Here is a 22,301-nt window from a genome sequence, read left to right as displayed (position 1 = left end):
GGCAGGGGCCGACCCCGACGATCCCACGGCGCTATTGGCGAATAGCGAGCTTGGGCGGCAATGGCTCGCGCAGTTCGAACCCGCAGATGTCGAGACAGCAAAGCGTCTTCTAAGCGCACTGACGCTCGTCTCTCATAATGCCTTTGAACGTGCCATTACCGCGCAAATCGTTGCTGAGGCCGAGAAGGTTGACGGCTCCGTCGCCCTTTATGCGACACGGGAATGTGATGATGAACTGGACTTGTTTAAGTTTGCAAAGGGCGGTGAAGGCGCCAAAGCATTGGACGCGGTCGATCGGGGAGCAGACTTGGGAAGCGAGGCGCGCGTCGCTGCTATCATTCGAAACCTCGCGAAAGTGAATTCGGATAAGCTGCTGAATCATCCGACGCTCGAAGTCATGCGCGAGAAACGGTGCCGCTCAATTTTTGTGATCGACGATTATATCGGATCCGGAAAAAGGACGGCAGATTTTCTCAGTGCAATCTGGCGATCCTCAGCAATCAAGTCTTGGCACAGTTTAAAGTGGATCGACTTCGTCTCCATCGCATATTCAGCGACTGCGCGAGGCGGTGCTCGCGTCTGTCGGCAAAGAATGCATCCGCGCCTCGTTCTTGAGCGCGATTGCCCTACCTATCCAGAAATGCCCTGGAGGGCGGAAATCAAGGACGAGGTACAATCTCTTTGCTGGCGTTACGGAGCCAGGACGTCACGGCGATCGATGCGCCTAGGATTCGATAAAGTGATGGCCGCGCTCGTTTTCGAACATGGCTGCCCAAACAATGCGCCTGCGATTCTGTGGGCACCGACGCCCGTCAATAAAAAATGGATGCCGCTATTTCCCGACCGCAGCGTCGTTCCTGATCATGCCTCGGCGTTTCCGCCCGACATTCTGGCACGCGATACGGCCGGCCTGCTTGTGGATCTCAAGCCAGCGGGAAGCGTGGACGAGGTCAAACTTCGAGCAAGTCCTCTTGGCGACGGTGGGATAGCTTTACTCGCCTTACTGGGCCAAGGCGTCCGAACGCGCTCAGCGCTCGCATTTACGACCGGTTACACTGCTCTCGAATGCACCCGTTTGCTCGATCAATGTACGCAACGGGGCTACATTTCAGCCAATCTTCGCCTCACGGCGGCGGGGCGCGCGGAACTGGCGGAAGCTCTGAAGGGTGACCCGGCTGTTTCCCGGGTTCCCGAGCGAGGCGATGATTGCTATTATCCAAGACAGTTGGGGGGGCCACATGGAGGCTAGTGCGCGCCGTCTCATTTGGCGGTGCATAGACGGGTATCCAGCTGTATCCGTTGGGGCGCGGATTACCGTTGCTCTTAGAACAAGTCCACGCTTGGCAGGAGGTTGCGTACGGCTTCTCCGCGAGCGTGAGCCTTCGGGTTCAGCCGCACGCATCCGCCTGCGGCGGAGATCAAAGTAGTCCTCCATGTGGTCTCCTCAACGCTACATTGAACACGGCCTGACCGAGGGGTACGATGCGGAGCTCGTCCGATCGGCTGCTGGGCAGATCGACGACTTCCTCGAAAAGCATCCCGACCTGCCGCCAATTTTGACGCTGGGCCACCTCGGGAAGCGGACAAGCCTTCCATATGCGCGCCTGCGAAAGCTCGTCAGCGGACTGCGGTCGAATGACTACAGCTATTTCCGCATCCGCAAGCGGTCTGGTGGGCATCGCCAGATTAGCGTCCCCGAGGCTGACCTCATGTGGCTCCAGCGTTGGGTATCGGCCCACATCCTTTCAAAGCTGAAACCGCATCGCGCAAGTTATGCTTTCGCGCCTAAGGCTTCGATCGTTTCGTGCGCGAAAGCCCATTGCGAGGCACGGTGGCTCATCAAACTCGATATCAGCGGCTTCTTCGGCTCGGTCAGCGAAATCCAAGTGTACCGGGTATTTTTAGCCGCTGGGTACGCACCAATGGTCGCGTTCCAACTCGCGCGCCTGACAACCCATGCCCCCTATTTCAGCATGCGGTACAAACGCCCCGAGTGGCGCGCGGTGCCAGACCGCGCTCGCTTGCCTTATCTCTTCAGGACCCGGCTCCTGGGCTTTCTGCCTCAGGGAGCGCCCTCCAGCCCAATGTTATCCAATCTTGTGATGCGGCAGATTGATGCGAAGTTACACGCCATCGCGTTGAGTGCTGGGCTTACGTACACGCGGTACAGCGACGACATAACCTTCTCGACGCGCGGAGGGTTTGACCGCGAACGGGCGCGGGCCGTTGTCTCTAAAACGCGCCGCATCCTCGCGAAAGAGGGCTTCACCCTCAATTCGAAGAAGACGCGTATCGTCCCGCCAGGCGGCCGAAAGCTTGTGCTTGGCTTGCTTGTGGATGGATCGGAGCCGAACCTCACCAGGGCGTTCAAGGATTCCTTGCGGCAGCACCTACATTATGTCTGTACGTTTGGGCCTGATGCGCATGCGAAAAGGAGAGGATTCGATACCGTTTCGAGTCTTTATCGCCACCTCTTGGGCCTGATAAATTATGCAAAGTCCGTCGATGAAGATTACGCCCTAAGGGCCAGGACAAAGCTCAATTCCGTACAATGGTCTCTCTAGTGCAGATCTTCACTTAAATTGATTAATCAGCGGGCACCTATCTGTTGAAGCAAAAGCGATTTTCCAGATAAATGTGGCTCTTCCGCGATGCCGGAAGCAGTATATGGAGCTCTGGCAGAAGCGCAATCTTGGGAGGGGTGATGCAGACCGCGATTTATTATCCCCATACAACGCCTGCCAGCAGTCAAATTCTGCGAACAGCGCTTCTGCTGTGGGATGAAGTCGAATTCATCGTACCATGGGAAGGGTTCGTTCCTCATCACGCCAATAGTCAGGTGGCGGAGATCGTGGAGCTTATCGGGCGACAACGCGTGCCAAGTCACGAGGCGATGCGGCTTGCACATGATCGCATCGAAGAATTTGCAACCCAGCCACTACCGGACGCCTTTCGCTATCAGTCGACCGAGAAAGACGTGCAATCGCACTACATGTTCGCGCGAAAACTTCTTCCGGAAACCTGGGCGATGCTGCGCGAATTACGTCTGGTCGGCGGGTCGAACAGCCGCGCTCAATCCCTTCAAGACGAGACTGGCCTCGCCTTGATGTCAATCCTCACTGACTGCTGCGCCGGAGAGCAAAAGGCGAGGATTACGGACCGACAATTGGCATATGCCCAACTCTCGAACATCTTGGTGCATGACACTGCCGAATCCGCCGGCGCTGAGGTTCTGCAGCAATGCATCGTGCCGATTACGATGGGCATCGTTGAGGCGGGGAGCTTGCCCTTGGCTGAGCTCATCGCATTTAGGAAACGCGAGGCGAGATCTGGCGGAGACGATTTGAGACGCCTTCGCCAGCGATACCGTAGCCGCATAGAAGGCCAAATCGAAGCGCTGACGGCGACCACTTTGGCGAGTGATCGTGAAGAGCTTCAGCGCGGCTTCGAAATCGCGATGCGCGACGACCTAGCCGACCTGAAGGGCGAACTCAGGCTCGCGCGACGTGATATGCTCACTAGCAAGGATACGATCATTCTCGCGCTTGCCACTCTGACCGCTGGCGCCGCAGCTGCAAAAGGGATGCATCTGCCGATCGAGCAGGTGACGCTCGCGGGCTCTCTTCCCGTCCTCGGTGGTGTTCTCAACGCCCAGTCGAAATACGCCCAAGCCCGCCGCTCAATCATCGCAAAGCATCCAATGGCGTACATGCTCGAATTGGCTGCCAAGTAGGAGATCGGACGGGCCGACCAGTGAACCTCAACCGGCCGTCCCTCAATAGCCTCTCTGTCCCAACGGGGTGAGGCCGCGATTTCGCGAACAAAAAGAGACCGACTCGATCGGGTCTTGACGAAACGGGAATCATTCACCATCTTCATTTTACAAAGTGAGGATGGTGAATTGCGACATCGTGTGTTGAAATTGGTGAATGGGCAGACGATCCTCTCGGGCAGCATAGCCGGCAGGAGGTTGCTGAATGCACTTATTGCCAACACGCAGTCCGTGGACGCTCCGACCAGAGCGTTCATGGATTTCAATGGTGTCGAACTGGCCACCGCCTCGTTTCTCCGAGAGTCGGTCGTAGGCTTTCGCGATTATGCGCGTTTGGCGTCACCTCATCTCTATCCGGTAGTCGCCAACCTAGCTGAGCCCGTTTTCGAAGAGCTCGATTTCTTCCTGCGATCGAGGACGGATGCGCTCTGGGTATGTACGCTCGACGAGTCGGACTGTGTCACCGACGCACGTCTGATTGGCGAGCTTGATTCCACCCAGCGGGCGACTTTCGAAACGGTGTCGCTGATCGGCTCCGCGACCGCCCCAGAACTTTCCGTCCGATCGCCGGACGAGAAGATTGGCGCGACTGCCTGGAACAACCGCCTTTCTGGACTGGCTGCGAAAGGTCTTCTCGTCGAGCGCCGCCTTGGGAAGACCAAGTCATTCAGCCCTTTGCTGGAGTTTACGTAATGGGTGTAGACTACATTCGCGCGCAGACTGGCAAACCGTGGAAGAAGCGGTGGGACGGCGGCCTCAACCGGCTGAAGCAACCCTCGCTGTTGGATCTCACCATGTCGGAGGCGGCGCGGACGGTCACCGCCGACCTTGAACCGGGAGCCAAGGTGGCGATCGGAGACACGGTCATCGTTCAACAAAGCGCGGGTCGTCTGACGATCAGCGACGGTCTCTACGCCATCGGAGTGATCTCCAACCCCTCGGCCGAACTCTCCGCTGGAGTAGCCAGAGGTGGAGGCTATGCGGAAGCGACGCTCCAGCGCATCGGTCTCTTCGGCGATACGGCGGAAGTCAGCATCCGATGAACCAGCGCCCCCCAAATGAGCCTTCCCGGCGCTTTCCGCATCCGCACCGTCTCTGGGACGATCCTTCGCGCCACGCACCGTCGCTAGGTTGTCCGTCCTGTCAGGAATTTCGCCGATGTGGCGGGGTCCACACCGATGCGGGCATAGTGGACTGCCATGACCTGTGCTCATGCACGGACCGGAGCCGCTGCGATAATGTCTGTCGGTTCAATCCGGCCCTATTCGTAGCCCGCATGCGCGAAATCGATGGCCTTGGGTTCGAAAATGCGCCGCGTGTCCCCATGCGAACCATTCCTATCCTGCCTTTGATCGCACCTTTTGTGGACCATCGCTACGCGCGTTCGTCGATACTCGATGAGCCGACGGTCGCTCTCTCGCTCTACGAGGTGGTCAACATGGCGACTGGCCAAGCGCATGTCGCTTCTCGCCAGGCGCTTGCCGATCGCTTCCGGATTCCGGTCAATTCAACTGTCATCCTGAGCGGGGTGAATAAGGATGCGCCGATCGAAAGCTGGTGGGCCCTGAAAAACCGCCCGGAGATACTGGCAAAGCTCTGCGAGCTCGGCATCGGTGTCGTCACCTCGCCCAACTATTCCGTTCTCACCGACGTGCCGCGCACGGACAACCTTCATGCGATGAAACGGATCCTGCTTACGTGGACAGAAATGGCGGCGGCAGGACTATCTGCTGCGCTCCATGTGAATAGCCGGACAGAGCGGGACTATCAGCGTTGGGGCGACCTTATCGCTGAGCGACCTGAAATTCAGATTCTTGCATTCGAATTTGCCACAGGTGGTGGCCGCGGCGAACGCATCGACTGGCATGTCGAGCAACTCTGCAAATTGGCCGATCGCGTGGGCAGAGGGCTGGCATTGGTCATTCGCGGCGGCGGTCGGAAACTTCCGACGCTTCGAAAGCATTTTGCCCAGGTCACGTTGATAGAGACGGACGCCTTTTACCGAGCGCATCGTCGGCGCCGAGCCTACCTCACTGAGGCGGGCCGATTGAAATGGGCAAAGCAACTAACGCCTCCAGGTGCTGCCATCGACGAACTCCTTGCAAATAACGTCGCAGTGGTGCGGGCTCATTTTGAGATCGGACCGGAGCAGGAACCTCGACTAAGACCTGCGCGGCGCGCAACGAACGGTAATGATGAAGCCGCCCAATCCGGCTTTTTGCGATATTTCGACCTGGCCGGTGAGGCTGGGGGCATCCCCCGAGAGCCGCATCACATGATCGCCGCTACGAAAACGTAGGTCTCCAGCATCATGCGCCAGCGATCGGAACAGCCGTCCAATGCCAAAGCCGCGACCGGTGCTACGCGCGTAGCGCGACGCACCATCAGACGCCGCTGCACGCAAAGCCTCTCCGGCATCGACAAGGCCGGCGAACTCGGGATTCTGTCGCAAGCTTGCCAAGACACCAATGCCCGCATCAGCAACGACAAACTCAAATGCGCCTTTTCCGGCAGCATATGCGACGACCCCGGATTGGGGTCGGCCGCTGTGCTGCATCACGTTTTCCTGGAGTTCGCCCAGCGCTCCCATCAGCCCTGCGACCAATCCGCGCGCAAGGCCATTAGCACCGGCAGCATTTTCAACGTGGCTGGCCCACTGATCCCACAGCACATTGGCATCCGCTTCGGGGTCGTAGTGCACCAACGGGAACACACCCGATACATCTCTCGCGCCCGCGCCGCTTACTCGGGATTGGGATATGCTCTCGCAAACCTGCGTGAAGAATGGAGGCGCCTTAGCCAAGCCGGTATAGGCTTCTGGCAGAGCCGTTGCCGCAAACGCCAACTCAACAAGAGGGCCAATCTGCCCGGAACGTTCGATCACGAGTTGACCGCGCCCCTCAAGGCGACCCTCCCGCGCCTGCCAAAGCAGATCGTCGACGACGTCAAACGTAGCCGGAAGAGTATGCGTCGTTCGAAGACTCAAGAATGCCCCTCCATGCCTCGCTTCGGCCCTACGGTCGGAAAGCTTTGCCGCGCCCTTTCATGTTCACCATGCAGGTGGGTGTTACGCAACCGTAATCAAGTGAGCCGCCTGCCCTTCATGCCCAGTATCAAGACGGCAGCACCAAAAAGAAAGCGATCGTCCGATGAGTAGTACTTTGGCTTCAGTCGCGAGCGACGAACTTTTTTAAGTCTAATGACGCGTCGGCTGCACAAGATGCGATCCTTCCCTTGGACGCCTTCATTCGCTCAGTAACTGTTAATGCCCAGGTCGGCCACATGCTGTTCTTGGGCGCAGGCGCATCGATCTCATCGAACGTGCCGTCCGGGGCTAACTGCGTCTGGCAGTGGAAACGGTCCATCTTTCTTTCGAACCATCCTGGCGTTGAGCAGAGTTTTGATGAACTTTCGCTCGGTTCGGTACAGGAGCGCATTCAAATCTGGCTGGACGCTCAGCCCGACTTTCCGGCACCCGGAACGGCTGAGGAGTACGGCTTCTACATCGAGCGATGCTATCCGCTTGTCGACGACCGACGGGCCTTCTTTCAGCGCCATGTGCAGGTGGCTCGTCCGAGCGGCGGCTATAGGCTGGCAGCACGTTTGGCACAGGCAAACCTTATCCGCTCGGTTTGGACAACAAATTTTGACGGCCTAATGCCTCGGGCGCTTGCGGAAACATCCGTGACGCCGATCGATGTCGGAATGGATTCGGCAAATCGCGTGGTTCGTACTGATCGCGTCGGCGAGATGTCCTGCGTCGCTCTTCACGGCGATTACCGCTACGACGCGCTCAAGAATACTGACGCTGAGTTGCAGCGATTGGATGAGGGACTGCGCACCGCACTGATTAGCCAGGCGGCGTCCTCACCCTTAATCGTCCTTGGTTATAGCGGCCGGGACCATTCTATTATGGAAGCCCTGTCAGAATGCTACAGTCGGCCAGGCGCTGGCGTCCTTTATTGGTGCGGCTATGGAGACGGCCCTCCGCCGGAGCCCGTTGCTGCACTCATTGCCAAGGCACGTGCCAGCGGTCGAACGGCCTTTTACGTTACCGGCGCGGCCTTCGACGATGTAATGCGCCGCCTCGCCCTTGCAGCGCTGTCCAGTGATGCGCGGTCAGATGCTTTGTCGATTATCGCCCAGTGCGGAGCAGACAATCTCGCGCGCGCGCCCTTCAGCACGCCATCGGGACGGATCGGCGGTATCCTCAAAAAGCACCGCCTTCAGTCTGAGATGTCCGGTCGAAGCTTATTGCTTCAAACCCAACGAGATGCCTGATCGCGGCGCGTGGGCATGGGTGCGCGAACGCTTGATTGATCGGGGCGACCTCGTCGCAGTCCCGTTCAAAGGCCGGATCTGGGCCTTAGGCACGCTAACGGCGATCCATGAAGTGTTCGGCGACACCATGACAGAAAAACCGGTCCGGACGCCGCTCGACGCCAGCGAGTTGCGTCATGAGGATGGGGCAATCACCCACTTGCTCGTTCGTGCGTTGGCCGCGTCTATTGCTGGGGCACGCAATCTTCCATCAGATGGGTCGCTTTTATGGGATCCCAGCACAGCTCAAGATCGCCGCCTGAACGGCACTGTTTTCAAGGTCCATGATGCCGTTCTCCTATATATTCGAAGACTCGGCCGGAACGTCACACTTGTGATCAAGCCCACCGTGAGGGTGGTTACATCAACAGGATCGGCAGCTTCGAGCGAAGACGAGAAGGCAATTAAGCTCAGCATTTTCGGCTACCAGCATAACGACAAGTTCAATGACGCAGTCGAAGGCTGGCGACGTAAGTTATTTGGACCGGGTACTAAGCTGACATGCCCCGCTGGTGAAGAAACCGGATTTGTGTTTATCGTCGACAGGGCTCCCATCTCGGCGGCCATTCTCGCCGGGCAGGGAGAACCGTCTCTGCCCGCCGCTGCGGTCAATAAAACCACGCAACGCGGGTTCAAGGTCATGGAACCACATCTGCTATTCGGCAGCAAAAGCATGACTGGGGTGCCCTCTGATCCGCATCCGATCCGGGGGCTAACCTCCAACCGTCCCTTTGACTTCAGCCTTACCCGCTCGGGCCTTTTGCCGGACGTAAAGTTGGGTGTAGTTTGTCCCGAGCAGGAATCTCGTACGGTCGCGCCGCGTCTACGGATGCTCGAAGAGTCAGCTACTCCCAGCGACACCGAAAAAGACTATCTGATGGATTTTCCAGGGTTTCATCAAGCCTTTGGACTGCCTCTCACTATCCCCCAGCCAGGCGACCTTGCGTGGCAAGCGCCTGACGAACCTCCGGCCGATGCAGGAAGGGAGCAAGGTGCGAGACATGCCGCAAGTGCCATTGTCCAGGCCATCGAAGAGCTGCGCGGGGCCAATCGGGTCAACGTCATCCTCATCATCACCCCGAGACGGTGGGTGAATTGGCGCTGGTATGAAAACGATGACGAGCGTTTCGATCTGCATGACTTTGTCAAAGCCTATTGCGCCCGTAAGGGCATTGCGACCCAGTTTATCGACGAGGAAACCCTGAGTGATCCGCAGACCTGCCGGATCCGATGGTGGCTGTCCCTAGCACTCTATGCAAAAAGCTTCCGGACTCCATTCGTCCTGAAAGCAGCGGCGGATGATACCGCCTTTGTGGGCTTCGGCACGAGCATCGACCGACATGGTCAAGATGGACGGAAGGTCGTGCTCGGTTGTAGCCATATCTTTAATGCTCAGGGTCAGGGTCTACAATACCGGCTGAGCAAGATAGAAAATCCTACTTTCGACCGTCGCCGGCGCAATGCCTTCCTTTCACGCGATGATGCGCGTCGCGTGGGGGAGTCTATCAAGCAATTGTTCTTCGAAGCCCGCGGCGCACTTCCACATCGCGTGGTCATCCACAAACGCACTGAGTTTCGGAAAGATGAGCGGGAAGGTCTGATCGAAGGTCTGGCCGGCATCGCAGCGGTTGATATGATCGAGATCAACGTCGACGACGCCTTTCGCTACCTAAATTCGAAGCTTGTCGGTAGCGAGGTTCAGGTCGATAAATTTCCAGTAGCCCGTGGTACCGTCATTCCGGTGAGCGATTATGAGGCGCTCCTATGGGTCCATGGCAGCGCCGCAGCGATCCGCAATAATTGGCGTTACTATCAAGGCAAGCGGCGAATTCCGGCGCCGCTGCTAATACGGCGGCACGCAGGATCGACCGAACTACAGACCCTGGCTACCGAAATCCTTGGACTTTCGAAGATGAACTGGAACACCTTCGATCTTTACACCCAGGTGCCGGCGACGATTGAAACTTCGGGAAAGATTGCTCGCATAGGGAAGCTCATGGAAGGATATGGGGAAGCGAGCTACGATTACCGGCTGCTAATGTAGGCAGTATTTTCGGCGAACAATCTGACCAGTTCCTGCTCGCATATCAGATTCCAGCGCGTCTGTTCGGGCGTCGCAAGGATTGCCGTGATAACGGCGCGCATGAGATGCGGATGCGGGATCACTTCAACTCCCCCTGCCTGCCGCGATCAATGAGCCCACGTAGGCTTTCGACCGGCACCAGCGTCATGACCCCTACCTTGACGATCTCAATATGCCCGTCGGAGATCAGTTCGTAGAGCTTTGAGCGACCGATGCCGGTAAGCCGGCAGGCTTCCTTGATCCTGACAGCGATGGGCTGAAGCTGGGTATCGGTCATATTTCGTCCTTCCTGCCGCTGCTGCCATCGATTGCCGCGACCAGTCTCGGCATGCCGCGGTTGCTCGCAAGCCGGCGCGCGACCTGATCGATGAACTGCTGGTAACGCTGGCGGCCGAGCTGCCCGGTCTCGGTATCGAACGGCGGTTGGTGGGCGGTGAGCGTGAGCTGATGCGCCACGAACAGGTCGAGCATTTCGGCGATGGCGCCCAGCATGGCTTCGCTGCGCTGGGCTATACGCTGCTGCCGGTCCAGCCGCGGCCCGAAGCGTTCGTCGATCTCGTTGCCCGCCTTGCGCTCCATCCAGGCACGCAAGGCATCGGTGAGGATTGCCGTCTTCGACGCGCCGGGCTTCGACGCGAGGTCGTCCAGCGCCCGCGACAGATCGTCGGGCAGATAGAATTGGTGGCGGATCTTGCTGGTCTGCATCGGACTACAATAGCCGCCGCTGCCATCCCTGATGATGGTGCTGATGGGCGCTGTTGGGCTCGGTGCGGGCAATCAGGAGATGCCCAGCCCCCGGCTGCGCCCGATCGTCCAGCTGATTCCGCCGGTCTCGCGCATGATGCCCGATACCTGTTTGCCGATCGCCTTCTCAAGTACCGGTCGCCAGGGGACGAGCGTGAAGTCGCGGGCTTTCTCGATGAGCGCATATTTCCCGTCGCCGATCTGAACCAGCCGGCGACAGATGCCCTCGATCGGCTGGCCGTGTTTCGTCTCCGCGAAGGGAATGCCTAGCTCCTCGCTCAGTTGCCCCGCAACCCGGCGCAGTTCGCGCTGGCGGAGTGTCGCGAGGAGATTGGCGCGCACGCGGATATTCTCGCCATCCCCATCGGCCAGTTGCTGCTCGACCAGCCATTGCCGGCGAAGGTCGAGCGCCTTGCGTAGCTCGGCGCCAAAACCTCTCCCCGTCGATGTCGGGTTCGGGGCGGTCAGTTCCCGATCGAGCCAGGTCACGCCATCATGCCGGGCAAGCTGCTCGACCGGCATGGTGGACAGCGTCTCGATCGTGACCGGCTGATCGCGCAGTTTGCCGCGCTCCCAGGCTTCCACCCGAGCCAGATGATCGGGTGCGATGGCCCAGCTTCCGTCGGACCGCCGCTCGACGTCCCCCGTACTTCGGCGGAACGCTTCGAGCCGGCGGACATGCGTCTCGGCAAAGGCCTCAGGGTCATGTTGGAGATGCAGGTCGACGCTGTAGCTGCCGCCATGCGCGGCGGCGATCTCGGCGACCGTGCGATCGACCGGCCGCACCGTCACGGCGGCGGGCGCAATCCTGACGAGTTCTCGTGCACTGGTGGCCGAAGCATCGATCCCAATATCGACATAATGGCTGAGACCATCGGCGCCATCGACGATCAGGTAATGACGGTCGGCAATTTCGTCGGCGAGGCCCCGCGCGACCACTTTGCCGATGATCGGGGCGGTTCCGCCTTCGTCCGGATCATAGATGGTGTAATCGGCCGGTGATCGCTCGGGCGCCCGCTCGATCATGGCGCGCTGCATCGTCCGGATGATGTCGCCGCGCTCGCCCATCGCGCGCAGCGTCTGTTCGAGGTCGACATCAAGCCGCCAGCTTCCCCGTCCTTCCTCGCGCGCCAGCCCCATCCGTCCGAGCGTCTGGAGCCGCCCGGCGCGTAGCGATTGCTCGACGCCCTCGTGATGAGCGGGACGGACCAGCCCGTCCTCGCCGACAGCCTGCAACAGACGCCGGTCGATCCCGGTGAAGCGCTCCTGTTCGACCTCGCGCAAATTGGCGCGCATGATTTCCTGTGGACTTCGCGGCCCCAGATCGAGGTCGACCAGTTCGGCAGCGCGGGCGCGCAAACCCTGGGTCATATATTCGCGAGCGATGATCAGGTCCTTGCCGCGATCGTCCTTGCCCCGAACGATGACATGGCTGTGCGGATGCCCCGTGTTGAAGTGATCGACCGCCACCCAGTCGAGCTTCGTTCCCAGGTCCTGCTCGACCTGCGCCATCCATCGGCGCACCAGTGGCTTCAGATCCTCATATTCGGCGCCATCCTCGGGCGCGACGATGAAGCGAAACTGGTGGCGATCACCGCTGCCGCGTTCGAGAAAGACCTTGCCATCGATGGCCTCATCGGCCCGCCCATAGAGCAGGCCGCGCTCGCCCTCGCGCGTGGTGCCATCGCGTTGGAGATAGCGCAGATGGGCGATCGCGGCGCCTGGCCCTTGCCGCCCAGCTTTACGATCCGGGCCTTGACCACGACGCGGCGGCCCGTCCAGCCGCCGCGCGAGGCGAGTATCCGCCCCACCCCAGAACCGCGCCCGATCCGCACACCGGTAAAGCTGCTTGCCTTCCGCGCCACCGTGCCGCCCGCGCGGTTGACGGCGCCGCGCATGCGGTGTGCGAACGGACGGTCATTTCCCAAACGGCCAAGCCAGAGTTCGAACGGATCATCGGGCATCACTGGAACCTCATCACGGCAGAACCACCGCGATGAAGGTATGATCGCGCTACCGTTCAAGGTGCTCCAAAGACGGCACCGTCGCAGCCCCCGGAACTGCGCCATTCCTGGCCGGCATGGCACGGGGGTGGAGGCAATTATCGGGACAGCCCCGGCTTATGCCTCCCCCTTAAACGACGTGCAGACGCCACATTCTGGGCCTCATGGAGGCACAGCTTTCAATCTTGCCATCGCCTTTTGACCCTCTTCTTGCAAAATGTTCTATGTTTGTTCTATACTTGCTGCCCTGCCAAATTATGATGAGAAACAGGCCAGTGGGCGTCCAAATCGAAGCAAGCGATGGCCATCAACTGAGGCTGACTGGTGATGTCGAAACGCTGCTCCACCTGCCCACGCGGGCCAAAACCGAAGGCTTTTCGCTGGCGATTTCCGACGGCAGTCTGATCCGCGGCGGCTATGATGTCAGCAGCGATTGCTGCCGGTTTTCCATCGGCGCGGAAGGTGCCGCCATCATCAAAATCATGCGCGCCGATGATGGCGATCGGCTCGACATTGGCTGGCGGATCGACTGGATTACGCTCGCATGCGGCAGCGATACGCTATGCCCGATCGATGCTGGTGACGCGCAAGATATGCGACAACTGGTGCTCGATATCAGTGTCATACAGGCGGTCGGCGTCGTAACTCACGCCTGAATTCGTGTGGATTGCGGACGTTATGGAAGCTATGCACTCTGACCTGGGGGACGATGTGGCAGGCTTAACGACCGACATAATAGCCGTTCGCGCTGCAATTGGCTGGGCGGCTGGTCTCATCGGCACCGGATTGATCGGAGGCTATTTGGCGTCCCTGCCAAACGGGCCTCGGTCCGGTTGGGTGGTCATCCCAATCCTTGCGACAAGGATACCCCTACTTCTCGGTCCGGCAGGCGTCGGGTTAATCGTAGGGAGGTTGACCAGCGGCCTTGTCGAAATCGCGGCGTATTCGGCCATTGGCGTATCTGTCGTCGCCTCAATGTGGTTGTCTGCAATCGCGGCTCAATTTGCGCAGAACATAGCTTGTCGCCTGTTCGGGGCGAGACAGGCACCCATTCGATGGTGGTCGGGCGATACTGGCAAACGGTCCCGCCGTCGAAAGCGGCAGCCCAGCCAGAAGAAAGGTACTGTCCGCTAGCGCGGTCGCCTTTCGCCGGAGTGGCTATCCATCTCAGGCCGCCTTGGCGAGGGTCTCGATCCGCATTTCACATGCTTCGCGCACGAGGGTCTGGAGCAGCATCACGCGGGCCGCGATCCAGTCGAGCTGCTCGGCGGTAATGCGGTAGGATCGTGAGTAACGCGCCTTCACATAGGCATCGCGCAGCAGCGCATAGCAGCGTTTCTCGAACCGGGTTTCGCGCGGCCAGACGGCTTTCAGCGAGGGCTCAAGCTCTTCGGCTAGGTCGCGCAGCCGGTTCAAATTATGGGTCTTGGGCGAGTACAATGTGCGGACCAGAAAAAGGCAGTGATAATAGCGCTCAGTCGCTTGATGGAGCAGGAACGCAGCCAGCTTGCCCTTGCCTTTTCCTATCGCATCGGTAGCGCTTTCGAGGAAATCGTCAGCGCTTTCGACCCACTCATCGAAGTAGTCCTGCGTCTCCCGCAACGCCTGTTCCGCCGACAGCGGCTGCGGATCGGCGAAGGGATAGCCCGGCTCCTCGAACAGCATGATGCCGTCGCGCACGATGTCCATGAAGAAGTAGCGGCCGAGCCTCAGCTTCTCGTTCACCTCGTCGAGACTGTGATAGATCAGGCTGAAGGGCGTGCGCAGCACGGTGCCCGCCGACAAGTCGGCGAGCAGCTGGCTCTCGGTCTTCTCCCAGAATTCGGCGAGGTCGGTGAGATCGTCATGATTGACGACGACCAGCAGATCATAGTCCGAGAAATAGCGCCCGACCGGATCCTCGACCCAGTCGCCGCGCGCGTATGAACCGAACAATATGATCTTGAGCAGCTTGCCATTGCGGAAGCGCGGCTGGGTCCGCTGCGCGGTCGCGCGCGCAAACCCAGCGCGCACGATCTCGACCACATGCGCCAGTTCGCGCTGCTTGCCGTCGGGCAGATGATCAAGGCCGGTCTTCATGGGAACAGTCCTAACCCGGCATGACACATCCGCCAACCGTGCCGCGCGTAGACGGCAAGATTGGCGGTAAAATCATCGCCCTTGCCGCCATCTCTGCCACCAATGCCGGGGCGGTGGGGCTTCGCCATGTCGCAGATTATAATCAAGGTGACATAGGGCACTGGCGAATTGACGCTCGACAGCTTTGACAGAAAGGCCGGTTACTTTGGCGATCTGATCATAGGACATCGCATCCAGACGCACCGCAAGAAATATCTCGCGGCGGAGCTTGGGCATTGATAGCAACGCCGCTTCAAGTCGCGCCAATATTTCGGGATCAGGTGCCCCGCTTGGGATCGGATCGACCGGCTCGATCGATCGCTCCAGCGCGCGCCGGGCGCGCTGCGTCATGTCGGGTTCGGGGGTGTCGGTCATGGGATATCTCCCGTACAACAAGGGACCGGCGGCCCGCAGACCGCCGGTCAATGAAGGTCACGCAGCCTGCGCCATGGGCGCGACATCGCTCCCGGCTGTGCCCGCCTGGGTCATTGCCTCGGTCGCGCTGGCCGTCCGGTTGACGCTCGCGACGCCACGACGTTCTGTGTAGCTGGTCGCCGGGAACCGTAGCCAGCGCGGCACCCAGCCCTCGACCTTGGTGCGGCCATTGGTACCGTCGAGGCAGTCGCGGATGATCTGGCGTTTGACCTTGCCGGTTTCCTTGATGTTGGCGTCGGCAATCTCCTTGCCCGCCACCTCGGCCAGCATCGCGTCGGTAGCCTCGCGGTCGCGAATGCCGTCGAGCAGGGCAGCATCGGCCTGCCAGACATCTGCCATGTCGATGCCAAGCTGCATCCCTAGCGCGTCGACAAGCTCGCTGCGGGCATCGAGCGTTTCGCCCATCACAACCGCCAATATGTCCATGACCGTCGCATCGTCGAGGGTGGACAGCTTGGCGAGCAGGCCGGTCAGCGTGCCGCCGCCCCGCGCGATGGTCGGGCTATCGGGGTCATAGTCCAGCACCGCCAAGAGCTTGCGCCGCTGGGCATCGAACCGCGCCTCGGACAGGCTGTTCTCGACGCTCTCGACAATGGCATCGGGGCCACGCTGCGGTTCGATCCTGACCGTCCACAGCGATGATCCCGCGATCATATGCGCGACCGCGACGCGCAGGCAGATGCCGGGCATGGCGATCATCCGCGCCCTGACGGCGGCATGACGGTGCAGGTCGATGTAGTCCTGTTGGCTGCTGCTGATCTCGGGCCGCTTGGGAGTGTCGATGGCTTCGCCCTTGGCGAGCTTGCGCGCCTCCCTGACGGTCACATAGCCCTCATGGAAGGCAACGTCACCGCGCGCACTGGTGACGATATAGACCTTGCCGCCCTTGCGCTTCGGGCAGCGTTCATGCTCCCAGCTGTGGAACGGTTCGCCCTGCGGCAGCACGACGACATCGTTCCACCCGGCCTCGCGGTAGGTCTCGATGCGGGCTTCGATCGCTTCGTTCTGCACGGTCCAGAAGGCCGCGACATCGGCGAAAAAGCGGTCGTCGCCGAACAGGTCGGAGACGATGCCGCCGCTGTAGCCATCGATATCGAACAGCGCAGCGCTGACCGGGATCGACACGCCGCCGAACACCCACGCCTTCAGGGAATGGCCGGTTGGACAATAGCTGTTCGGATCGTCGAGCAATCCCAGCCATTGCTGCTGCTGCGCCTTGGTCGCGAGGGTCAGATGCCGCACGGTGGCCGGGTCGATCTCACCGCGCCGATAGAGGTTGCGGATGCGCGGGAGCAAATTGCCCAGCGCGAGCGTCCGCTTCACCTGCAACTCTGTGAGGCCGAAAGTGGTCGCGATATGCTCGGGGGTTCGGCCTTCGCGCACCAGCCGGGTGAAGCATTCCCAGCGGGTCACTTCATCGGGATCGAGCCGGGCGATATTCTCGATCAGCGACGCTTCGAGCGCCGCCGCGTCGTCGCCAGCCTCCATCACCGCGCAGGGTAGCGCTTCGGCTTCGCCGGTTTCCTGCGCCACCGCCAGCGCAGCCTGATATCGCCGCTTGCCCGCAACGATCTCATAGGTGTCGGGTGTCCCGTTCTGCCGCACAATCAGCGGCACCAGCACCCCGCGCGCCCGCACGGATGGTAGGATGTTGGACAGGTCGGCCTTGCCCTTGCCGCGCATGTTCACGCCGGAAATGGCGAGGTTAGCGATGTCGATATGCTTGAGTTCCATTGTCTTCACTCCTCTTCAAACCGCCGCAACCGGCGCCGGAATGGCGGGTGGGCGGCGGGAGCGAACCGGCAGGCCCGCCGGCAGAGCCGGGGTGCATCCGAAGGACCGGAACGAAGAGGAGGACTCGGCGAAGCCGAGTTGCGGCCCGGCGCGGCGGGCCTAAAGGGTAGCGACGCCGGCTCTGTTGCAAAAATCGTGAAGCTTGAGCATGCTTGGCGGAGATTGGACGGACGGAACGATGACGGATTTCAAGTGGCGCCATTTCCAGGGTGATGTGATCCTGTGGGCGGTGCGCTGGTATTGTCGCTATCCGATCAGCTATCGCGACCTTGAGGAAATGCTGGCGGAACGCGGCATTTCGGTCGACCATACGACGATCTATCGCTGGGTCCAGTGCTACGCCCCGGAGATGGAGAAGCGGCTGCGCTGGTTCTGGCGGCGTGGCTTTGATCCGAGCTGGCGCCTGGATGAAACCTACGTCAAGGTGCGGGGCAAGTGGACCTACCTGTACCGGGCAGTCGACAAGCGGGGCGACACGATCGATTTCTACCTGTCGCCGACCCGCAGCGCCAAGGCAGCGAAGCGGTTCCTGGGCAAGGCCCTGCGAGGCCTGAAGCACTGGGAAAAGCCTGCCACGCTCAATACCGACAAAGCGCCGAGCTATGGTGCAGCGATCACCGAATTGAAGCGCGAAGGAAAGCTGGACCGGGAGACGGCCCACCGGCAGGTGAAGTATCTCAATAACGTGATCGAGGCCGATCACGGAAAGCTCAAGATACTGATCAAGCCGGTGCGCGGTTTCAAATCGATCCCCACGGCCTATGCCACGATCAAGGGATTCGAAGTCATGCGAGCCCTGCGCAAAGGACAGGCTCGCCCCTGGTGCCTGCAGCCCGGCATCAGGGGCGAGGTGCGCCTTGTGGAGAGAGCTTTTGGCATTGGGCCCTCGGCGCTGACGGAGGCCATGGGCATGCTCAACCACCATTTCGCAGCAGCCGCCTGATCGGCGCAGAGCGACAGCCTACCTCTGACTGCCGCCAATCTTTGCAACAGAGCCGGCCGAGCTGCTGGAATACGCGCGAAAGGGAGACACGCTGGCGATCGTCCGGCTCGACCGTCTCGGTCGCTCGCTGGGCGAATTGCTGACAACGGTACACATGCTGCGCGAGCGTGACATTGCGCTGCTCAGCCTGGAGGAGAAGATCGACACGTCGTCCGCGGCCGGCGAGCTGATCTTTCATGTTTTCGGGGCCATCGCGCATTTTGAGCGTCGGCTGATTTCCGAACGGACTCGCGATGGCATCGCTGCCGCGCGGGCGAAGGGGAAACGGCCGGGACGGCAGCCGCTCGACGCCGACAAGGTAAACGCGGCCCTCAAACTTATCGCGGCAAGCGTGTCGCCAGCCGAAGCAGCGCGCCAGCTTGGGATCGGGCGGTCAACCGTCTATCGCGAAATGAAGCGGCTCGGCATCGCTCGACCGACATAGGTCGGCTATATCAGGGCATTGGTCGCGCCAAAGCTATCAGGGGCACCAAATCAATTGCTTGGCTCACTAAGCGCCAGTTTTGGTGGCTGCCGGACGCAAAACCGTACTAGCGTCCGGATCCGCGGGCGCCCTCCCCTTGGCGACGGTTGCTTCTCCTCGACCAGGGTCAGTCCATATTCGGGCAGCGATTGCTGCTCGGCGACCTCGCGCAGGTGTTTCTTGAAATATTCAAGACCGCGCTTGTCGGTTGCACAGCCAACGCGCGCCGCCAGCGCCTCCATATCGACCTCGAAGCCCTCCCCGTCGGCGCAATTGAACTTGGCTAGCTCGTACAGGCGCCGCTCGATCGGCCCGAGCTTGAAGAAGTCGAGATGATAGGCCGCGATCCGGCGATCGGCCAGGATCGCGCGATACAGCCAGTCGCACACCATCACTTCGATCCGCTTCACGCGGCGCTCGCCCGTCGGGAGCTTGGCGTATTTGATGTCGGCCTTGAGCAACCAGGAAAAGGCGCTGTCCGACCCCTCCCCGCCCGTTTCGATATTGGTGATGATCTGCGTACCCTGCAGGCGGTTGAGCGACGCCTTGAGCGACGTGTAGGACCGCGCCGAGGCGTTGGTGCTGGTCACGCGGAACAAATCGTTGGCGGTGAAGCTCATCACGCGGTCGACCTGTTCGCCGCGCTCCATCCGCTCGGCCATCAAACTGGCGATATAGAGCAGGATTTCCTTGTCATAGATGGTGGCGACACCGGTCTTGCTCGGATTGATCTCGATCCGGGCATCGCCGTTTTCGAACACCATCGGCGTCATATGGGCCTTCTTCGACAAAGCGAAGAACGGGAACTCCGCGACGGTCCGCTCCCCCTGGACATCGCCATAAAGGGGGCTGGCCAGCTGGAACAGATCGCCTTGTTTGAGTAATATGTCGTCCATTGCTCTACTCATCTCTGACCCCTTCGAGCATGGGTGGGTGGCGGGGCGGTGTCCACAGCGTTGGCGGCACCGAGCGGGTTTTCCGTGCGAAAGCACGAATATTGGCATCCGTAGGCGCGCACTGGTCGCGTAGCGCCCACAGATCGTGCTCGCAGCGTCGGTTTGATCGATGCGCAGCCGGATATGACCGGTTTTGGCACGGAAAATGGCCGTGCTGCCGAGGCGGCATCGTTTCGGTTCGTGCTTTCACGCGGAAAAGGGCGCTGGCTGCGCTTATGGTACGTGCCGGAGCAACGGGCAGGGCGGTCGCCCCGGCGTACCCTTGCACCGAGAGGTCGCGTTTTTGGCCGCGATTTGCGTGCCGTAGCAGTTTTGCGCCCGCTTCTTTTTACAGTATGCATATCGCTATGGATATCCATATTGATATTGCAATCATATTCATTGGCATTTTAATATGCGTATGGTGTCGATTGCGATATCGACATTTTGCAGCGAGGGCTGTATCCATCGCCGCCTGTATAGGAGCGCATCATGCCAGCAATCTCAGTGGCCAATCCCAAGGGCGGTGCCGGCAAGACCACGTTGACGCTGGTGCTCGCCAGCGAGCTGGCGCGGAGCGGCGCCGCGGTCACCGTGATCGACGCCGACCCCAATGCGATCATCGCCGGCTGGGGCCGCAAGCGCCATGAGCAGGGCAAGGCCTTGCCGTTCGACATTATCGCCAGCCCGAAGGAATCCGAACTGGTCCGCGTCATCGATCAATACACAGCATCGCACGATTTCGTGTTGATCGACCTCGAAGGCACCGCGTCGCGCATGACCTCACGTGCGCTCGCCCGATCGCATCTGGTGTTGATCCCGTTCAACCTTTCCCCGATCGACGCGGAACTTGCCGCCAATGCGGTCGCCCTCGTCCAGGAAGAAGCCGAAGCGCTCGGGCGGTCGATCCCTTTCCGCTTGGTCCGCAGCCGCGACAATGCCGCGATCGAGACCAAGACCGCCAAACGCATCGTCACCGCGATCAACGACGCGGCGCTGCCGCTGCTGACCGCAGCGCTGGTCGAGCGCGCAGCGTATCGCGACATCTTCGATTTCTCGGCAACGCTGGACGAACTGAGCGACAGCCAGACCGCCGGCCTGCCCGCCGCACGCCGCAACGCGCTCGAAGTCGCGCGCGCGGTGGTCGAGGCGGTGCAACAGGAGATGCAGGCATGAGCGGCTACGGGTTCGGGAAGAAGGCGACGGCGCCGACAGGGGCGGGGGATCCGACCAAGCTCGATCTGAGCGGGATCGTCCGCGCGCCGCTAAGCGTGGATCCGGCGCGTGAAGCTGCGGCGATCGCGCGCGGCAACGCGCTGGGCTTTGTCGACCGCGGCGATTCCGTAGAAGGACAGGCAGAAGGGCAGGGGGCAACGCCCGTCCGGCGCCGACGGCAACCGGCCCCGCAGAGCAGCCTGTATATCAAGGGGCCGAAAGAGACGCTCGACTGGTTCATCGACTTCACCAACCAACGCGGCCATCGTTCCTATTGGCAGGCGCTGGCCGAATTCCGGGACCTGGTCGAAGGCACGCGGGGACCGTCGCCCGAGCAACGCTGACGGGCAGGCGACCCGACCGCTACGGTCAACGCGTCATCGGCGTCGTCGCCAGGTCGATCAGGGGCGGGCGGTAGGGCAGCTCGGCGCCCGTCGGAATAGTCGCGGCCTCGCGATCCAGCAGCGCCGCGCGATCTTTCCAGCTGAGATAGATGCGGCTGCGCAAAATGCCGAAATCGAGTTTGCGCCCGGCCCCCCGCCAGAAGCGACCGGCCGAGAACGGATCATAATGGGCATTGGCGAGCAGATAGACGCTCAGCCGGTCCGCCTCGATTTCCGCCTGGCCCATCAAGCGACCGTTTTTGCCGATCTCCGCCAAAATCCCCCAATGCGCCCCCGCAGCCTCGAGCCGGGCCCGATGCCGCAGGATATTGTGCGAGAGTTCATGCGCCAGCACGACCGCGAGCTCGTCATCGCTGAGGCTATCGAGCAACCCCGCATCGATCTGAATGATCGCGCCATCCGCTGCCGAATCGTTCCCGGCGCCGAGCAACACTTCGAACGCCGAGCGGCAGGCGGGCACCGGGGTAATAGCGATGGCCTGCTCCTGTGCGCCGCGCTTGACGCCGAGGGTTAGCGGGGCGGCTTGCGCAACCGCTCCAATTGCGTCTCGACGCGATCGCGTTCTGCGGTGGAGGGCGGCGCCGTCGCGCCCGGAAGCGCGGCCGACACCGCCGCGCCGTTGATCGAGACCAGCGAATCGCCCGGGCGCACCCCTGCTGCGGCAGCGGTCGATCCCGGCACGACGCCCTCGACCGCGACGCCCGTTTCAAACCCGAACGCCGCGCGCGCAGCGGCGCGCGCATCCACGCCATATTGGCCAAGGCCGTGCAGTTGCAGGCCAAGGCCCGGCTGGTGATCGAGGCAGATCGCCGCATTGGCGGTGGCCAGCCGATAGCCGACCGACGCGACGCGCAGGTCTGCCTGGCGCAACGCTTCAAAGGCGGCAGGGGAGGGCGCTTGTGACGGGGGCGGGGCGGCCGCACCCACCAGAAGCGCCACGAGGGCAAGGCGCAGCCCGGCACGCAGTGTTGAGACCATCGGCAGCCCTTTAACGGTTGTTCAAGAGCAGGTC

General features: G+C 61.0%; 21 protein-coding genes and 1 pseudogene. 13 read left to right on the top strand and 9 right to left on the bottom strand.

Going from position 1 to position 22,301, the window contains the following annotated elements; translation table 11 throughout:
* The first annotated feature begins 34 nt into the window (after window positions 1-34).
* The 8 genes from NW75_RS23485 to NW75_RS04470 all read left to right on the top strand — a co-directional run bounded on the left by NW75_RS23485 (window position 35) and on the right by NW75_RS04470 (window position 10,136).
* A complete protein-coding gene (locus tag NW75_RS23485) occupies window positions 35-1,249 on the top strand; it encodes a phosphoribosyltransferase-like protein (protein ID WP_081988629.1) in 1,215 nt (404 codons plus the stop codon).
* A gap of 184 nt (window positions 1,250-1,433) precedes the next feature.
* Window positions 1,434-2,564: a reverse transcriptase family protein gene (locus NW75_RS04500; RefSeq protein ID WP_033964029.1), complete on the top strand. Its 1,131-nt coding sequence runs from the start codon at window positions 1,434-1,436 to the stop codon at window positions 2,562-2,564.
* 140 nt (window positions 2,565-2,704) lie between these two features.
* Window positions 2,705-3,733 carry a hypothetical protein gene (locus NW75_RS04495; RefSeq protein WP_137903257.1) on the top strand — a complete coding sequence of 343 codons (1,029 nt, stop codon included), beginning with the start codon at window positions 2,705-2,707 and terminating at the stop codon, window positions 3,731-3,733.
* Between the two features lie 114 nt (window positions 3,734-3,847).
* Entirely contained in the window at window positions 3,848-4,465 is a 618-nt protein-coding gene (locus NW75_RS04490; RefSeq protein ID WP_197057708.1) for a hypothetical protein, read from the top strand.
* Window positions 4,465-4,815 carry a hypothetical protein gene (locus NW75_RS04485; RefSeq protein ID WP_033964011.1) on the top strand — a complete coding sequence of 117 codons (351 nt, stop codon included), beginning with the start codon at window positions 4,465-4,467 and terminating at the stop codon, window positions 4,813-4,815. The genes NW75_RS04490 and NW75_RS04485 overlap by 1 nt, the downstream gene beginning before the upstream one ends.
* 233 nt (window positions 4,816-5,048) lie before the next feature.
* Entirely contained in the window at window positions 5,049-6,071 is a 1,023-nt protein-coding gene (locus NW75_RS04480; RefSeq protein WP_052192197.1) for a DUF4417 domain-containing protein, read from the top strand.
* A 935-nt stretch (window positions 6,072-7,006) separates the two neighbouring features.
* A complete protein-coding gene (locus NW75_RS22720; protein ID WP_156142966.1) occupies window positions 7,007-8,053 on the top strand; it encodes an SIR2 family protein in 1,047 nt (348 codons plus the stop codon).
* Window positions 8,046-10,136, top strand: coding sequence for an argonaute/piwi family protein (locus NW75_RS04470; RefSeq protein WP_052192192.1), 2,091 nt, complete (start codon window positions 8,046-8,048; stop codon window positions 10,134-10,136). Before NW75_RS22720 ends, NW75_RS04470 begins: the two co-directional genes overlap by 8 nt.
* A gap of 118 nt (window positions 10,137-10,254) precedes the next feature.
* Here the strand turns inward: NW75_RS04470 and NW75_RS04465 are convergent, their stop codons facing one another.
* From NW75_RS04465 to rlxS, 3 genes are all read right to left on the bottom strand, one after another.
* Window positions 10,255-10,452 carry a helix-turn-helix domain-containing protein gene (locus NW75_RS04465; protein WP_033964009.1) on the bottom strand — a complete coding sequence of 66 codons (198 nt, stop codon included), beginning with the start codon at window positions 10,450-10,452 and terminating at the stop codon, window positions 10,255-10,257.
* Window positions 10,449-10,880, bottom strand: coding sequence for a CopG family transcriptional regulator (locus tag NW75_RS04460; protein WP_033964008.1), 432 nt, complete (start codon window positions 10,878-10,880; stop codon window positions 10,449-10,451). Before NW75_RS04460 ends, NW75_RS04465 begins: the two co-directional genes overlap by 4 nt.
* 72 nt (window positions 10,881-10,952) lie before the next feature.
* Window positions 10,953-12,623: a relaxase/mobilization nuclease RlxS gene (gene rlxS / locus NW75_RS04455; RefSeq protein ID WP_269430271.1), complete on the bottom strand. Its 1,671-nt coding sequence runs from the start codon at window positions 12,621-12,623 to the stop codon at window positions 10,953-10,955.
* 574 nt (window positions 12,624-13,197) lie between these two features.
* Between rlxS and NW75_RS04450 the strand changes: the two genes are divergently transcribed.
* A complete protein-coding gene (locus NW75_RS04450) occupies window positions 13,198-13,578 on the top strand; it encodes a hypothetical protein (RefSeq protein WP_033964007.1) in 381 nt (126 codons plus the stop codon).
* A gap of 511 nt (window positions 13,579-14,089) precedes the next feature.
* Here NW75_RS04450 and NW75_RS04440 read toward each other — a convergent pair.
* The 3 genes from NW75_RS04440 to NW75_RS04430 form a co-directional block, all read right to left on the bottom strand.
* Complete coding sequence (locus NW75_RS04440) at window positions 14,090-15,001, bottom strand: HEPN domain-containing protein (RefSeq protein WP_033964004.1); 912 nt, start codon at window positions 14,999-15,001, stop codon at window positions 14,090-14,092.
* 72 nt (window positions 15,002-15,073) lie between these two features.
* Entirely contained in the window at window positions 15,074-15,415 is a 342-nt protein-coding gene (locus tag NW75_RS23480) for an RNA polymerase sigma factor (protein ID WP_231564943.1), read from the bottom strand.
* Window positions 15,416-15,472: 57 nt separating this feature from the next.
* Window positions 15,473-17,209, bottom strand: a complete 1,737-nt coding sequence (locus NW75_RS04430) for a ParB/RepB/Spo0J family partition protein (protein ID WP_033964003.1) — start codon at window positions 17,207-17,209, stop codon at window positions 15,473-15,475.
* Between the two features lie 238 nt (window positions 17,210-17,447).
* Here NW75_RS04430 and NW75_RS04425 point away from each other — a divergent pair, with 238 nt between their 5' ends.
* Together NW75_RS04425 and NW75_RS04420 are read left to right on the top strand one after the other, a co-directional pair.
* Window positions 17,448-18,212, top strand: coding sequence for an IS6-like element IS6100 family transposase (locus tag NW75_RS04425; RefSeq protein WP_001389365.1), 765 nt, complete (start codon window positions 17,448-17,450; stop codon window positions 18,210-18,212).
* Window positions 18,213-18,270: 58 nt separating this feature from the next.
* A pseudogene (locus tag NW75_RS04420) lies at window positions 18,271-18,696 on the top strand (recombinase family protein); the annotation flags it as partial.
* A 50-nt stretch (window positions 18,697-18,746) separates the two neighbouring features.
* Here NW75_RS04420 and NW75_RS04415 read toward each other — a convergent pair.
* Window positions 18,747-19,643 (bottom strand): replication initiator protein A, encoded by an 897-nt coding sequence (locus NW75_RS04415; RefSeq protein ID WP_231564942.1) that lies wholly within the window; start codon window positions 19,641-19,643, stop codon window positions 18,747-18,749.
* 519 nt (window positions 19,644-20,162) lie between these two features.
* Between NW75_RS04415 and NW75_RS04410 the strand changes: the two genes are divergently transcribed.
* Entirely contained in the window at window positions 20,163-20,846 is a 684-nt protein-coding gene (locus tag NW75_RS04410) for a ParA family protein (RefSeq protein WP_033964002.1), read from the top strand.
* A complete protein-coding gene (locus NW75_RS04405; RefSeq protein ID WP_033964001.1) occupies window positions 20,843-21,229 on the top strand; it encodes a hypothetical protein in 387 nt (128 codons plus the stop codon). Before NW75_RS04410 ends, NW75_RS04405 begins: the two co-directional genes overlap by 4 nt.
* A 25-nt stretch (window positions 21,230-21,254) precedes the next feature.
* Here the strand turns inward: NW75_RS04405 and NW75_RS25875 are convergent, their stop codons facing one another.
* Entirely contained in the window at window positions 21,255-21,749 is a 495-nt protein-coding gene (locus NW75_RS25875) for a M48 family metallopeptidase (RefSeq protein ID WP_052192187.1), read from the bottom strand.
* A 50-nt stretch (window positions 21,750-21,799) separates the two neighbouring features.
* Window positions 21,800-22,267, bottom strand: coding sequence for a PDZ domain-containing protein (locus tag NW75_RS25870; RefSeq protein WP_052192185.1), 468 nt, complete (start codon window positions 22,265-22,267; stop codon window positions 21,800-21,802).
* Window positions 22,268-22,301: the final 34 nt, after the last annotated feature.

The sequence above is a fragment of the Sphingomonas sp. Ant H11 genome (genome assembly GCF_000797515.1).
Taxonomy (GTDB): domain Bacteria; phylum Pseudomonadota; class Alphaproteobacteria; order Sphingomonadales; family Sphingomonadaceae; genus Sphingomonas.
The sequence above is the reverse complement of the archived record's forward strand: the minus strand, read 5'-3'. Positions and strand labels throughout refer to the sequence as shown.